The 14381-nt window shown below is 60.3% G+C and carries 13 protein-coding genes; 9 read left to right on the top strand and 4 right to left on the bottom strand.

Annotated elements, in window-relative coordinates; translation table 11 throughout:
- Window positions 1-2: 2 nt before the first annotated feature.
- The 5 genes from KGB07_RS26050 (at window position 3) to KGB07_RS26030 (ending at window position 5818) form a co-directional block, all read left to right on the top strand.
- A complete protein-coding gene (locus KGB07_RS26050; protein WP_185754720.1) occupies window positions 3-1586 on the top strand; it encodes an ArnT family glycosyltransferase in 1584 nt (527 codons plus the stop codon).
- An 89-nt stretch (window positions 1587-1675) separates the two neighbouring features.
- Window positions 1676-2854 (top strand): MFS transporter, encoded by a 1179-nt coding sequence (locus tag KGB07_RS26045; protein ID WP_185754721.1) that lies wholly within the window; start codon window positions 1676-1678, stop codon window positions 2852-2854.
- Window positions 2855-3012: 158 nt separating this feature from the next.
- Entirely contained in the window at window positions 3013-3720 is a 708-nt protein-coding gene (locus tag KGB07_RS26040; protein WP_223466992.1) for an HPP family protein, read from the top strand.
- A 97-nt stretch (window positions 3721-3817) separates the two neighbouring features.
- Entirely contained in the window at window positions 3818-5290 is a 1473-nt protein-coding gene (locus KGB07_RS26035) for a nucleobase:cation symporter-2 family protein (RefSeq protein ID WP_223466991.1), read from the top strand.
- Between the two features lie 57 nt (window positions 5291-5347).
- Entirely contained in the window at window positions 5348-5818 is a 471-nt protein-coding gene (locus KGB07_RS26030; protein WP_046037101.1) for an LEA type 2 family protein, read from the top strand.
- A gap of 35 nt (window positions 5819-5853) precedes the next feature.
- Here the strand turns inward: KGB07_RS26030 and KGB07_RS26025 are convergent, their stop codons facing one another.
- Complete coding sequence (locus KGB07_RS26025; RefSeq protein ID WP_046037102.1) at window positions 5854-6870, bottom strand: AraC family transcriptional regulator; 1017 nt, start codon at window positions 6868-6870, stop codon at window positions 5854-5856.
- A gap of 126 nt (window positions 6871-6996) precedes the next feature.
- Window positions 6997-8340, bottom strand: coding sequence for a CDP-diacylglycerol--serine O-phosphatidyltransferase (pssA, locus tag KGB07_RS26020; RefSeq protein ID WP_046037103.1), 1344 nt, complete (start codon window positions 8338-8340; stop codon window positions 6997-6999).
- A gap of 214 nt (window positions 8341-8554) precedes the next feature.
- Between pssA and KGB07_RS26015 the strand changes: the two genes are divergently transcribed.
- From KGB07_RS26015 to KGB07_RS26005, 3 genes are all read left to right on the top strand, one after another.
- A complete protein-coding gene (locus KGB07_RS26015; RefSeq protein ID WP_046037104.1) occupies window positions 8555-9118 on the top strand; it encodes a TetR/AcrR family transcriptional regulator in 564 nt (187 codons plus the stop codon).
- Between the two features lie 55 nt (window positions 9119-9173).
- The gene (locus tag KGB07_RS26010) at window positions 9174-9650 is read left to right on the top strand and encodes a DUF1348 family protein (RefSeq protein WP_046037105.1); all 477 of its coding nucleotides are present in this window, start codon (window positions 9174-9176) and stop codon (window positions 9648-9650) included.
- A 189-nt stretch (window positions 9651-9839) separates the two neighbouring features.
- Window positions 9840-10619: a TSUP family transporter gene (locus KGB07_RS26005; RefSeq protein ID WP_046037106.1), complete on the top strand. Its 780-nt coding sequence runs from the start codon at window positions 9840-9842 to the stop codon at window positions 10617-10619.
- Here the strand turns inward: KGB07_RS26005 and nudC are convergent.
- Complete coding sequence (gene nudC / locus KGB07_RS26000; protein ID WP_046037107.1) at window positions 10587-11417, bottom strand: NAD(+) diphosphatase; 831 nt, start codon at window positions 11415-11417, stop codon at window positions 10587-10589. The two genes, KGB07_RS26005 and nudC, sit on opposite strands and share 33 nt — an antisense overlap.
- 6 nt (window positions 11418-11423) lie before the next feature.
- Window positions 11424-12236, bottom strand: a complete 813-nt coding sequence (locus KGB07_RS25995; protein WP_223466990.1) for a crotonase/enoyl-CoA hydratase family protein — start codon at window positions 12234-12236, stop codon at window positions 11424-11426.
- 558 nt (window positions 12237-12794) lie between these two features.
- On the opposite strand from KGB07_RS25995, the gene glgA reads away from it, so the two are divergent.
- Window positions 12795-14378: a glycogen synthase GlgA gene (gene glgA / locus KGB07_RS25990; protein WP_046037109.1), complete on the top strand. Its 1584-nt coding sequence runs from the start codon at window positions 12795-12797 to the stop codon at window positions 14376-14378.
- The last annotated feature ends 3 nt before the right edge of the window (window positions 14379-14381 follow it).

Genomic DNA, 14381 nt, shown 5'->3' with positions numbered 1-14381 from the left:
CCATGATCCATCACATCCGCCAACAGTCCCTCGCGCTGGGTCTGTTGGCGCTGTTGTTGTTCTGCGCCGGGATGTACCAGCAGTCGGCCATCGGCTTCGATTCGCGCTTCGTGCTGTTCGCCCAGGAGATGCTGCGTAACGGGCCGTCGTTTTTTCCGACGACCTACGGCCAGCCCTACGCAGACTACTCGGGACTTTCAACGCTATTCATCTGGCTGCTTTCACTGCCGTTCGGCCAGGTCACCAGCCTGACCGCATGGCTGCCGAGCGCCATCGCCGCAGCGGTCATAGTCACCTTGATGTACCGCCTGCTGGCACCCTACTCCACGCGTTGGGCGCTGTTGAGCATCGCCTTGATGCTGTTGACCAACACCTTCATCACGGAAACCCGCGCCGTTTCCCTCGACCTGATGCTGGCGGCCGTCGCGTTCAGCGTGTTCTACCTGGGCTATGCGGCCGATCACTTCGCGGCGCCGCGCCGCTGGGTTCTGATCTTTGCCTTGCTGATGCTGGGTTTCTGGATTCGTGGGCCAATCGGCCTGGTCATTCCTACGGGGATGCTGTGCAGCTATTTCCTGGTCAATTGCCAATGGCGACGGCTGATCGTCTTCGGATTGCTGGCAGCGATGCTGCTGGCGGTGTGCGTCGGGCTTTTGTTGTGGCTGGCGGACGTCAGTGGCGGCGCGGCCTTCTTGCAGGACGTGATTCGCATGCAGTTCATGGGGCGCATGGACGGCAGCGAAGGCTCCAACGAGGTGTTGTATTACTTCACCAGTTCGGTAGGCAACTACGCACTGGCCTGGCCACTGGCAGTGCTGGCGCTGGTGGCGGTCGCCGCTTCTGGCCGACAACAGTCAGGCCCGGCATTGCGTCTGACGCTGTACTGCGCAGTTGCTGGATTGATCGTGATGGTGGGCCTTTCCGTCCCGCAGGCGAAAAAGGCCCGTTACCTGCTGCCGATGCTGCCCATGGCGGCGATCATGGCGGCTTATCCGTTTTACGCCGTGCAAGGTCGACTGTTCGGTTGGCTGCGCGTCTTGATGCAAGGCTTATGGCTGCTGATTCCGGGGCTGCTGATCGTGACCTTGCTGGTGATACAGCGAAGATTCCCCGAAGACGTGGCCCATCTCACGTCGTTGTTCATCATTCTAGGCGCGCTGCAAGCGGTCGCCGTCGTAGCGCTCAGGCAGCCCCGCTGGCGCGCGCAGACTCTCGCCCTTTGCGCGGTCCTGGCGCTGTGGTCGGTATATATCCTGCAGTTCGAGCCGATCCAGCGACAGCTTTACGACACCCGGACCTTCAGCCACGAAGCGTTTGAACTCGTGCAAAAAGCCCCCGCACCACTGGTGATGCACGCGATGGGCAAGGATGCCAAAGCCATCAAGTTCATGGTCAACATCAATCAAGGCCTGCAACCGGAGTTCACCGATTCACCCCAGGAGCTTGAGGCCCTCAAGGGCCCGGCGTGGCTGATGATGGACCTGAACGTCTACAAGACTCTGCAAGGCACGGCTATAGGTGCATTGCCACCCGTGCTGAGCGGGCGGTTCGACAAGAATGATTTCGTGCTGCTGCACCTCGATTAAATCCCGTTGCAACGACCGAGTGTCCGACTGCTAGAGTAGCGCTCACGATCGGGCTGATGCCGGCCCGATCGAATAAGGATATTCGCGCCGTGACCCGCTACTCCCCCCTCATTCGCCGCCTGCTGATCTGCTCGCTGACCATCGTCGTCAGCCGCGCCATCACCAGCCCGTTGCTCACACTGTTCGTCAGCGACAAGCTTGGCCTCAACCAACAGGACGTTGGCTTGCTGCTGGGCATTGCGGTGTTCATCGCCACCCTGCTCTCCCTCTACGGCGGCTACATCATCGATCGCTTCGAAAAACGCCGGTTGCTGATTCTCTCGATGGCATCCAGCGCTGTCGGCCTGGTGTTGCTGACCTTTGCTGAAAACCTCTACCTGACCACCATCACCCTGATCGTCACCGAAACCGCCTCATCGCTGTTCCTGATCGGTTCGAAAGCGATCCTCAGCGACAACCTGGCGGTGGGCCAGCGCGCCAAGGCGTTTTCCCTGAGCTATACGCTGACCAACATTGGCTACGCCGTCGGGCCGATGCTCGGTGTGCTGATTGCCGGGGCCTTTGCCAGTGCACCCTTCCTGATCGCTGCGGCCATCGCTTTTTTCAGTATTTTCCTGATGACCGGGATCGCGAAGGACCCGGCGCGCTCGCCTGTCAGTGGCCAGGCGCAGAGTTTTCTCAAGACCCTGATCACCCTGAAAAACGACCGCACCCTGATCCTGTTCACCGGCGGTTGCCTGCTCAGCACCGTGGTGCACGGGCGATTTACCTTTTACCTGTCGCAGTACCTGCTGGTGACCAGCAATCCCCGGCACACCATGGAAATCATGGCCGCCCTGCTCGCCTGCAACGCCATCAGTGTGATCTTGCTGCAATACCAGATCGGGCGTTTTCTCAAGCGTGAGCAACTGCGCCAATGGATCGTTGCCGGCACTGGCCTGTTCATCCTCGGGCTGATCGGCTTCAGCCTGGCGGACAGCCTGGTGAGTTGGTGCGTGGCGATGTTCATCTTCACCCTCGGTGAAATCATCATTTACCCGGCCGAGTTTCTTTTCGTCGACACTCTGGCGCCGGAAGAACTGCGGGGCAGCTACTACGGCGCGCAAAACCTTGCTGCACTTGGCGGTGCGCTGAGCCCGGTGATTTGCGGCTTCATGTTGATGCACACCCCGGCGCCGACGATGTTTTATGCCTTGAGTACACTCGCGGCCCTGGGCGGTTTGCTGTGCTACACAAGCGGCCGACGGGGCAACTTAAAGCAAAATTAATGCACTGAAAGCTCATTAATATGAATTTGTCAGTAGCTGGATTGAACGGCACACTGTGCGCGTTCTTCCCCAACAGTTGGAACACCTTCAAGGGCTTTCTGGGTTCCCCAGTTAAGCCCTTTTTTTACCTCGATTTTTTCTGCCGGAGTTTTCTCGGAATGCTTGCTCGCTGGTTGCCCGCCGCCATCAACACTCGCCCCACCGAATGGAGCCGCGCCGCCATCGGCATGGCCTTGGGGACACTGATGAGCGTGTGGCTCTGTAGCCAGGTATTCGGCATCGAGGTGGCCCAGCACCTGATCGGCCCGCTGGGGGCATCGGCGGTGCTGTTGTTTGCGGTGTCATCGGGCGCGCTCGCCCAACCCTGGTCGATTCTCGGCGGTTACTTGAGCGCCGGGGTGGTTGCCTTGCTGGTGGCCCATGTGTTGGGCCGAACCCTCGGTAGCGCTTGCCTGGCGGCGGGCATGGCGTTGATCCTGATGTGCTGGCTGCGATGCCTGCATCCACCGGCCGGTGCATTGGCCCTGACCCTGGTGCTGGCCGATCCGGCAACCATCGCCATGGACTGGAAAGCCATCGGACCGGTGATGCTCAGCGCGGCGACGATGCTGCTCTGCGCCCTGGCCTACAACAACCTGACCCGCGTTCGTTACCCCAAGAGTGCCAGCGAACCGGTGGCCAGGATTCATGCCGATCACCCGCCGGTCGACCGTCAGGCCATCACCGCCGAAGACCTGAAACTGGCGTTGGCCGACATGGAAGCGTTCTACGACGTCACGCCTGAAGACCTCGAACAGTTGATCCAGGCCAGCCAACTGCACGCCAAACGCCGCAGCGTGGGCGAGGTGCTCGCCCCACGACTGTAAGTCGCTGTTTTGGAGGTTCTTTTGCCGTGGCCGGGCGGTTCTGGCATCCTGCGCCTCCATTTTCTGACCCGGCCCGCCTTCTGGCACGCAAACCACCATGACCGCCTCCGAAAAAGTCCCCGCTCCACGCCACAGCGACCTGATCTACGGCCTCGATGACCGCCCGCATCTGACCGCCACCGTCTTCGCCGCCCTGCAACATGTGCTGGCAAGTTTCGTCGGCATCATCACCCCGACGCTGATCATGGGCAGCGCCCTGGGCCTGCAAAGCGAAATTCCCTACCTGATCAGCATGGCGCTGTTCGTCTCCGGCCTGGGCACCTTCGTGCAGGCGCGGCGCTTCGGTCCGGTGGGCTCTGGCCTGTTGTGCCTGCAAGGCACCAGTTTCTCGTTCATCAGTGTGATTCTCAGCGCCGGCTTCATGGTCAAGGCCCGGGGTGGCGGCACCGATGAAATTCTCTCAACCATCTTCGGCGTGTGCTTTTTTGCCGCATTCATTGAAGTGGTGTTGAGCCAGTTCATCGGCAAACTGCGCATGCTGATCACCCCGGTGGTGACCGGGACGATCATCACGCTGATGGGTTTGTCGCTGATCAAGGTGGCGATGACCGACATCGCCGGCGGCTTCGGCGCCCCGGATCTGGGGGCGGCCAGTCACTTGGCCCTGGCGGCGCTGGTGCTGGGCACCATCGTGGTGTTGAACCGGGTGGACGTACCGTTTCTGCGCCTGGGGGCGATTGTCATCGGCCTGACCCTGGGCTACGGGGTGGCATGGCTCCTGGGCCAGGTGGATTTCAACAGCCTGCCCGAAGTGCCGCTGATGAGCGTACCGGTACCCTTCAAGTACGGGTTCTCCTTCGATTGGGTGGCGTTCATTCCGGTGGCGGTGATTTTCCTCGTGTCGCCACTTGAGGCCGCCGGCGACCTCACGGCCAACTCGATGATCTCCCGGCAACCGGTCAAAGGCCCGGTGTACATTCGCCGGATCAAGTCCGGCCTGCTCGCCGATGGCCTCAACTCGGCCATGGCCGCGGTGTTCAACAGCATGCCGATGGTGACCTTCGCCCAGAACAACGGGGTGATCCAGCTCACCGGCGTGGCCAGCCGCTACGTGGCGTTTTTCATTGCCGGATTGCTGGTGGTGCTTGGCCTGTTCCCGATGATCGGCGCGGTACTGCAACTGATGCCGAAACCGGTGCTCGGTGGCGCCGAACTGGTGATGTTCGGCACCGTCGCCGTGGCCGGGATCAAGATTCTCGCCGAGGCCGGCCTGCATCGGCGCAACATGCTGATCGTGGCAATCTCCGTCGGCATGGGCCTGGGCGTGGCCGCCGTGCCGGAAGTCTTGCGTGAGCTGCCCAAGGCATTGCACAACATTTTCGAATCGCCCATCACCGTCGGCGCGCTGTGCGCTATCGTTCTTAATATCTTCCTGCCCGAGGAATTCATCGAACTGGAAGAGGACGAATTCGATCCGGAGGCCTCCGTGCTTCAGGTGATGCAGAACCCCGATGTGACCGCCAGGGATGAACCCGCAAAGCCTGCGATGGTCGCACAGTCGAACCACTAGACGGACTCAAGGGCTGAGCCGCTGGCGGTTCAGCCCTATTCAGATGAGAGCACGTCCATGCGCAGCCTCCACGCAGTCCTGATTTCCCTCCTGCTCTGCCTGAGCGCCTGTTCCTCGCTGCCCAATCGAGACCCGTTGAAAATCAACGTCGTGGGTGTCGAGCCCCTCCAAGGCGAAGGCATGGAAGTGCGCTTTGCCGTGAGAATCCGCGTGCAGAACCCCAATGACACCACCGTCACCTACAGCGGTGTTGCGCTGGACCTGGACATCAACGGCCAGCCCTTCGCCTCTGGCGTCACCGATGAGCGGGGTACGATCGGGCGTTTTTCCGACACCGTCGTCAGCGTGCCGGTCAGCGTTTCGGCGTTTTCGGTGATCCGCCAGACCTATGGCATCAGCCAGATGAAAACCCTCAACAACATGCCTTATGTCCTGCACGGCAAGCTATCGGGTGGGGTGTTCAACACGATGCGTTTCGTGGACAGTGGCACACTCAATCTGCCAGGGCCGATCACTGGCAGCCGTTAAACGCCTGGGAAGAAAGGGTCATTGCGCCGCTGAACTTACTCGGTGTCATTGAGAATCAGGCTGCGGTAATGCCCCGGATTTGACCCCGACCACTTGCGAAATGCCTTGTAGAACGAACTGACGTCAGCGAACCCCAGCCGCGTGGCGATTTCGCTGAAGCTGATCGCCGGCTCGGCCAGCCAGACAATCGCCAGTTCCTTGCGCACGCCGTCCTTGAGGCCTTGGTAGGTTTGCCCTTCTTCGGCCAGTCGGCGGCGCAAGGTTGAAGCCGACATGCACAGGCGTTGCGCCAGGGCTTCGGTTTCCGGCCAGTGTTCGGCCGGCAGGTGGCGCAGGTCGTGTTTGATCCGGCTGGCCAGGCTCTGCGGATCGCGGTACTTCACCAGAATGTTCGCCGGCGCACGGGCCAGGAATCGCTCGAGTTCTTCAGGGCTGCGCTTGATGGGCAGGTCCAGGCAATCGGCGGAGAAAATCATCCGCGTGCGTGGACGGTCGAAACGCAGGTTCTCGGAAAACATCACCTGATAGTCATCGCAGAAATCCGGCTTCGAACAGCGCAGTTCGATGGCCAGGATCGGAATTCGCCGTCCTGCCAGCCAGCAGGCAACACCGTGCACGATCATCCAGTAGGTGAAATAGGTGAAGGCCCGGCGCGGATCCTTGTCGTCCTCCAGCAGGACGATTTCCGCCAGGCTTTGCTGACGCACCAACTGCGCTGGCAGGTGTTCGAGGATCAACGACAGGAACCCCAGGCCGCCGGCCACTCCCGCCGCCACGTTGGGCTGGAGCATGGCGCTGCGACACAGGAACGCAAAGCTGCCGGATTTGAGTTTGCGTGGGTCCATGCCAAAGAACTCATCATCGCCGCGTCGTGCCAGCAACCGCCACAGGCGCGCATAAGCCGTGGCCGGAACACGGGCGTCGGTGCTGCCCAATAGCAGCGGGTCGATGCCGACCTTGCTCAACACCTCATCCGTGGCGGTTCCTGGCGCGCAGCTTTGCAACAGTGCTTCACGCACCAGTTGGATGGAGATGGTGTCTTTTTCCGACATGGATCGCGGCAAGCCCTGTTCTTGTTCGAGTGGGGGCATATTAGCTGAAACCACCCGCTCAACGCTGATCGAATAACCCTGTGGGAGCGAGCTTGCTCGCGATGGCTTTCCTGAGATCCACCGACTTTACAGAATGCGATAGAGCAGCCGCTCGATACGCACACGACTCACGCGCTTGAGGAACTTGGCCACGCCCGCCGGGTACTCGGCCAGGGTTTCCAGGTTCTGGAAGTGCTCGATGCGACGGGTGTGCTGAAAGATCTCTGCCAGCTCTTTGCGACGCGGCTCCAGCAGTTCGCCATGGGGATCATCGATCAACAAGGCGTTTTCCAGATCGAGTCGAAATGCCCGCGGGTTGAGGTTGTTGCCGGTCAGCAAGGTGTAACGCCGGTCGATCCACATGCCCTTGAGGTGATAGGTGTTGTCACCATCACGCCACAGGCGCAGGTTCAACTGCCCGCTGTCGATGTTGCGCTGATGACGCTTGGCAAACCGGCGCAAGCTGATTTCGTACAGGTACGGCAGCGCCGAAATGACCCGAAACGGTTCGCTCGGCGGAATGTAGAAGTCGTTGGCCGTCTTGTCGCCGACCACAATGTCGATCTTCACCCCACGGGCCAGCGCGCGGTTGATCTCGCGGATGATCGCCAGCGGCAGGTTGAAGTACGGGGTGCAAATGGTCAGTTGCTGCTGGGCGCTGGCGATCAGTTCGCAGATCACCCGGTTCAGCGGATTGTTCTTGCCTACGCCGAGCAGCGGGCTGACGGACAAACCGGTCCTGTCGGTGGTGCCCCGCGTGGTGTCGTACGCCGCGTGCTTGAGGCGGCTGCGCAGGTCACCGATGTCATTGCGCAGGCTGCGGGTGGTCGGCAGGTTCGGCAGGTCGAGGCGGTGCACCGCCTTGGACGCCACCAGGCCGTGCTGCACCAGGTGCTGCATCGAATCGGCCAGTTCACGATTGTGCAGCACGTGATAGCGGTCGTAACGGTACTTGTCGAACTTGTGCAGATAGACGTTGTTCAGGCTCGCGCCGCTGTAGATCACGCAGTCATCGATCACGAAGCCTTTAAGGTGCAACACACCGAACAGTTCGCGGGTTTGTACCGGGACGCCGTAGATCGGCACTTCGCTGGCATGGGTGCGGGTCATTTCCTGATACCAGGCGGAGTTGCCCGGTTGCTTGCCGGCACCGATCAGGCCGCGCTGGGCGCGCAGCCAGTCTACGACCACCACCACATCCAGTTCCGGACGCGCCAGTTTGGCCGCGTGCAAGGCATCGAGAATTTCCTGGCCGGCTTCATCCTGTTGCAGGTACAGCGCAACGATGTAAATGCGCCGGGTCGCGCTGGCGATTTTCTCCAGCAGGCAATGACGGAATTCTGCAGCGCCGGAGAGGACGCCAACGGCATCGGCCGCCAGCGGAAAACTGCGCAACTTGGGCAGCAGGGAGCGTTTGAAAAGCGACGGCATAGGGCTCGCAATGGGTCGAATCCGAAGAACCCGAGAGCTTACACCATGCAAAGGTTCGGGTCTTGTTACCGTCTGTAATGTCCCCTTCGCGAGCAGGCTCGCTCCCACAGGAGAATGCATTTAAATGTGGGAGCGAGCCTGCTCGCGAAGACCTTTTGTCAAACACCACAAAAACCGTTTGACCAAGGAGAACGCTCGTTCTACTGTTTGCCACATGAACGAAATCACCAGCAATGACACACGCGACATTATTCTGGGTGTCACCGAAAAGTTGATCTACAAAAGTGGCATAGCCGCCACTGGCATGGATCTTCTGGTGAAAACCGCCGGCGTCTCCAGAAAAAGCATCTACCGCTACTTCGCCAACAAGGACGAACTGGTGGTGGCGGCCCTGCAACGCCGCGACCAGCGCTGGATGGACTGGTACAGAGGCGCAGTCGGCCAGGCAGAAACCCCGGCCGAGCGACTGCTCAACCTGTTTACCGTACTCAAGTCGTGGTTCGCCTCCGATGGCTTCCGCGGCTGCGCCTTCATCAATACCAGCGGTGAAACCGGCGACCCGCAGGACCCGGTGCGCCTGGTCGCCAAAGAGCATAAACAGAAGCTGCTCGACTACGTGTGCGAGCTGTGTACCGAACATGGCGCCGAGGATCCGCAGCTGCTGGCCAGACAGCTGCTGATCCTGATCGACGGTGCCATTACCGTGGCGCTTGTAATGGGTGATCACAGTGCCGCCGATAATGCGCAATGCATGGCGCGAAAGTTATTGGACCTGTAGCAACTCAATCAAGCTCGACAGTTGTTTAAACATTAACTTGATACGGAGACTTGAAATGTCTAATGCCGAAGTTCGTCCGCCATTACCCCCTTTCACCCGTGAATCGGCCATTGAAAAAGTTCGCCTGGCCGAAGACGGCTGGAACTCCCGCGACCCCGAGCGTGTGTCCCTGGCCTATACCCTGGACACCCAATGGCGCAACCGCGCCGAGTTCGCCCACAACCGCGAAGAAGCCAAGGGTTTCCTGACCCGCAAATGGGCCAAGGAACTGGATTATCGGTTGATCAAGGAACTCTGGGCGTTCACCGGCAACCGCATTGCCGTGCGTTATGCCTATGAATGGCACGACGATTCGGGCAACTGGTTCCGCTCCTACGGCAACGAAAACTGGGAGTTCAACGAGGACGGCCTGATGGCCCACCGCTTCGCCAGCATCAACGACATGCCGATCAAGGAAAGCGAGCGCAAGTTCCACTGGCCGCTGGGGCGTCGGCCTGATGATCATCCGGGGCTGTCGGATCTGGGCCTGTAGTTTGAATTCGCACTAATCCCTGTGGGAGCGAGCTTGCTCGCGATGACGACGGCACATTCAACATTGATGTGGCTGACACACCGCCATCGCGAGCAAGCCCGCTCCCACAATGGTTTTGTGTTGTGCAGGTGGTTAAGATGCAGCCCTTCCCCGCAGCCTCTTTCTGCACCCGCCGAATAAGCCGATCCCATGCCTTTCGAACTCAGTGTTGACCTTTCCACCCTGGCCATCCTGGCCCTTGTCGCTTTTGTTGCCGGTTTCATCGACGCCATCGCTGGCGGAGGCGGCCTGTTGACCACCCCGGCCTTGCTGACCGCCGGCCTGCCGCCGCACCTGGTGCTGGGCACCAACAAGCTCAGTTCGACCTTCGGCTCGGCCATTGCCAGCTACACCTTCTATCGCCGCAAGCTGTTCCACCCCGAGCAATGGGTGCACGCCATCGTCGGCACCCTGGTCGGCGCGCTGACCGGTGCCGTGGTCGCCCATTACCTGCCAGCGGAATGGCTGAACAAAATGCTGCCGGTGATCGTTTTCGCTTGCGGTGTCTATCTATTGTTTGGCGGCACGCCGAAAGCGCCACTGGACAGCAACGCACCGATCAAGAAAAAGTGGCAGTCGACCCAAGGCTTCAGCCTCGGCTTCTATGACGGCGTGGCCGGTCCGGGCACGGGCGCGTTCTGGACCGTGAGCAGCCTGCTGCTCTACCCCATCGACCTGGTGAAAGCCAGCGGTGTGGCGCGCAGCATGAACTTTGTCAGCAACGTGGCGGCGCTGTCGATCTTCATCTTTTCCGGTCAGGTGGACTGGATCATCGGCCTGTGCATGGGCTCGTCGTTGATGGTCGGCGCCTTCTTCGGCGCCCGCACCGCCATCAGCGGCGGCGCGAAATTCATTCGTCCGGTGTTCATCACCGTGGTGCTGGGCCTGACCGTGCGCCTAGCCTGGCAGCACTGGTTCAGCGTGGCCTAAACGCCGGGCCACATAGACGTCGATCAGGTAACGGGCAATCGAGCGTGACGCCGGCAACGGCGGCAGCTCGTGCACGTTGAACCACTGGGCGTCCTCGATCTCGTCTTCCTGACAGACAATCTCGCCACCGGCATATTCGGCGTGAAAGCCGAGCATCATCGAGTGCGGGAACGGCCAGCACTGGCTACCCATGTACTGGATATTCCTGACCTCGATGCTCACCTCTTCACGAACCTCGCGAATCAGGCAGTCCTCGGCTGATTCACCCGGCTCGGCAAACCCCGCCAACGTGCTGTAGACACCGCTGACAAAACGCGGTGAGCGTGCCAACAGCACTTCATCACCTCGGGTCACCAGTACGATCATGCTCGGCGAAATCCGTGGATAGCTGCGCAGATCGCACGGCTGGCAATACATCGCCCGTTCGCGTGGCACCTGGGTCATGGCCTGACCGCAGTTACCGCAAAAACGGTGCTCGCGGGCCCAGGTGCCGATCTGTGCGGCGTAACCGAGCACTTTGTAGAGCGTGTGATCGCCTTCGAGCATGAACGCCCGCAGGCCTTTCCAGTTGCAACCCGGCACTTCGCTGTGACTGCGCAGCTCCAGCAGATAGACCGGCTCGCCATCGAGATGACCGATGCCATGTTCGGCAAGAATCGACAGGTCCTGACGTTTTAGCCATTCGCGAGCGAACAGTGCGCCATTGTCATCGAACAGAAAGCCTTCGGGGCTGCGCGCGATAGCCCAGCCGCCGGGTTGATCGGTGTCCAGTACTGCGGTGGTCCAGCGAGGAATCATGGTTAATCAATCCAGAAATTCGGGTTTCTGTTTGCTCATATGGGCGGCCATGGCCACGCGCAGATCGGTGGATTGCAGCATGGCGGCGTTCCAGGTGGCGATGTATTCGAGGCCGTCATCGATGCGATGGTCACGCATGTAGCTGATCATCTCCTTGGTGCCGGTGACGGCAATCGGCGACTTGCTGGCGATTGTGTAGGCAATGCCCATGACGCCGTCGAGCAGGCTGGCGTTGTCGCTGTAGACGCGATTGACCAGGCCCATGCTCCGCGCTTCGTCGGCGCCAAACGTGCGACCAGTGTAAGCCAGTTCACGCAGCATGCCGTCACCGATGATTCGCGGCAAGCGTTGCAGCGTGCCGACGTCGGCGGCCATGCCGATGTCGATTTCCTTGATCGAGAACTGTGCATCCTCGGCGGCATAACGCATGTCGCAGGCTGCAATCAGGTCGATGGCGCCCCCCAGGCAGTAACCCTGAATGGCCGCAAGCACCGGTTTTCGGCAGTTATCGACGGCATTGAACGACGCTTGCAGGGTGAGGATCTTGCGCCGCAACAGGCGCGCATTGCGGCCCACGTCCTTGCCCAGTTCATTGGCCACACCGGCCAGCATCATCAGGTCGATCCCCGAGGAGAAATGCTTGCCTGCGCCGCTGAGGACTACCACGCGCACTTCATCCGTGTCGTCGATCCACTGGAAGATCTCGACGATCTCGCTCCAGAACGCCGCGTTCATCGAGTTGATCTTCTCCGGGCGGTTGATCTGCACATGGGCGATTTTATCGGCCAGTTCGACGTTGAACGCAGTGTACTGAGACATGCCAGTGATCCTTTAGCGGGCAAAAATGAGGCCCGAACTATAACAAGGCACCAAGGTGGGCAGTAAGGCAGCGGTTCGGCCAAATGCGGGACTCAATGATGCGCACCATAACAGTGCGCACCTGATAAATCACGTCGCACATTTATGTGACTGCCCAGTGACTTTTTGAGGCCAAAACGCAAAAAAACATGCACTTCGTCGGGGCGTTTGCACCTCGATCAGGCACGTCCGTACCGCTACAAACCGATTGTCGAACAATTTTGCCATCTGCCCTTTACCGCTCTAAGTTCTGGCCTAGACTCATTTTCTCAAAGCGAAACCGGTCGGTCACAAAATGGAAAAATAGTCGAAACTTTTTCCAATCCCGATCGGTCCTCTGACAAGAAGGTGCGTTGCGACTGGTGCAATCTTTGCAACGGCTGATTCAACCCTTTTGCTTCGACGCATTGGGCAGCGCTTGCTCACTGATGCGCAGCGCGTTTGCGCCGGCCACGGGAATTGGCCATGGAACACCGTTTGCCAGACCTAAGAATTAGATCAACAACACGGGAGATTCATATGATCAGTACGGCTTTGGAAATACAGGGAGAGCGTGCTCATCAGGTCGGCGAATCGAGCGCCGTTACTGCCGCAAACACCCAACCCGTCAGCGTTCCAGGCACCAGGACCCTGACCCCGGCAGCCAACCAGAATCCGAACCGTAAAAAAGTCCTGTTCGTCACCTCGGAAATTGCCGACCTGGTGAAAACCGGTGGCCTGGGCGACGTTTCCGCAGCGCTGCCACGGGCCATGGCCCATCTGCACGATGTACGGGTGTTGATCCCCGGCTACCCGCAGGTGCTGCACAGCGAGAACCCGATTCATATCATCGGCGAGCTTGGCGGTCATGCTGCGCTGCCACCGTGCAAGATCGGGCGCATGGACATGCCCGATGGCCTGGTCATTTACGTACTGATCTGCCCCGAACTCTACGAGCGCGAAGGTTCGCCCTACGGCGCCAACAACGGCCGCGACTGGCCGGACAACCATATCCGTTTTGCCCGCCTGGGCCTGGCGGCTGCCGATATTGCCGCCAACCTCGCGCAGATCCACTGGTGCCCGGACCTGGTGCACGCCCACGACTGGCCCGCCGGACTGGCCCCCGCCTACATGCACTGGCGCGGGCAGCGCACGCCGACGCTGTTCACCATTCACAACCTGGCGTATCAAGGCGTGACCAGCCTGGGCTCGTGCCCCGAACTGGGCATTCCCCATCACGCGCTGCAACAGGAAGGCATGGAGTTCTACGGCAAGATGTCGTTCCTCAAGGCCGGCATGGCCTATTCGAGCCACATCACCACGGTCAGCGCGACCTACGCCCAGGAAATCACCACCCCGGATTTCGGCTGCGGTCTCGACGGTTTTCTTGCAGCCAAGACCCAGCAAGGCCTGCTCAGCGGCATTCCCAACGGCATCGATGAAAGCTGGGATGCAGCGACCGATCCGCACCTGTTCTGCCCGTTCAACATCGGCGACTGGGATGGCAAGGCCGTGAACGCCACCCATGTCCGCGAGCTGTTCGGCCTGGAAGACTCCGAAGGTCCCCTGTTTGCGGTGGTCTCGCGGCTGGTTTATCAGAAAGGCCTGGACCTCACCGAGGCGGTGTCCGAGTACATCGTCAAAAACGGCGGCCAGATCGCGATCATCGGCCGTGGCGAGCCGGAAGAAGAACAGTCGATGCGCGAACTGGCCCTGCGTTTCCCCGGGCAGATCGGCGTGCGCATCGGCTTCAACGAAACCGACGCCCGGCGCATGTTCGCCGGCAGCGACTTCCTGCTGATGCCTTCGCGTTACGAGCCATGCGGCTTGAGCCAGATGTACGCCCAGCGCTTCGGCTCGTTGCCGGTGGCCCGCAACACCGGCGGCCTGGCCGACACCATCGAAAACGGCTTGACCGGTTTCCTGTTCGATGAATCCACGGTGCAGAGCTACCAGGAAGCCCTGAGCCGCGCGTTCAAGGTGTTCGCCTTTCCCGACCTGCTGCACGCCATGCGCTGCCGGGCCATGGCGGCGCCATTCAACTGGTGCAAGGCGGTCGAACCCTACGCCGAGCTCTACGAACAGCTTGTGGCGAAAGCATTGGGGAAATCGAACAAACAGTAAGAG

It is taken from the genome of Pseudomonas sp. GL-RE-26 (genome assembly GCF_019956275.1).
Lineage (GTDB): Bacteria > Pseudomonadota > Gammaproteobacteria > Pseudomonadales > Pseudomonadaceae > Aquipseudomonas > Aquipseudomonas grandcourensis.
This window is presented reverse-complemented; position numbering and strand designations above follow the sequence as displayed.

Bases quoted from the DNA above. Each gene is read 5' to 3' on its own strand.
- KGB07_RS26050 (WP_185754720.1), top strand. From the start codon at position 3: ATGATCCATCACATCCGCCAACAGTCCCTCGCGCTGGGTCTGTTGGCG.
- pssA (WP_046037103.1), bottom strand. From the start codon at position 8,340: ATGCCGTCGCTTTTCAAACGCTCCCTGCTGCCCAAGTTGCGCAGTTTT.
- KGB07_RS25995 (WP_223466990.1), bottom strand. From the start codon at position 12,236: ATGTCTCAGTACACTGCGTTCAACGTCGAACTGGCCGATAAAATCGCC.
- KGB07_RS26035 (WP_223466991.1), top strand. From the start codon at position 3,818: ATGACCGCCTCCGAAAAAGTCCCCGCTCCACGCCACAGCGACCTGATC.
- KGB07_RS26040 (WP_223466992.1), top strand. From the start codon at position 3,013: ATGCTTGCTCGCTGGTTGCCCGCCGCCATCAACACTCGCCCCACCGAA.
- KGB07_RS26005 (WP_046037106.1), top strand. From the start codon at position 9,840: ATGCCTTTCGAACTCAGTGTTGACCTTTCCACCCTGGCCATCCTGGCC.
- glgA (WP_046037109.1), top strand. From the start codon at position 12,795: ATGATCAGTACGGCTTTGGAAATACAGGGAGAGCGTGCTCATCAGGTC.
- KGB07_RS26025 (WP_046037102.1), bottom strand. From the start codon at position 6,870: ATGTCGGAAAAAGACACCATCTCCATCCAACTGGTGCGTGAAGCACTG.
- KGB07_RS26030 (WP_046037101.1), top strand. From the start codon at position 5,348: ATGCGCAGCCTCCACGCAGTCCTGATTTCCCTCCTGCTCTGCCTGAGC.
- nudC (WP_046037107.1), bottom strand. From the start codon at position 11,417: ATGATTCCTCGCTGGACCACCGCAGTACTGGACACCGATCAACCCGGC.
- KGB07_RS26010 (WP_046037105.1), top strand. From the start codon at position 9,174: ATGTCTAATGCCGAAGTTCGTCCGCCATTACCCCCTTTCACCCGTGAA.
- KGB07_RS26015 (WP_046037104.1), top strand. From the start codon at position 8,555: ATGAACGAAATCACCAGCAATGACACACGCGACATTATTCTGGGTGTC.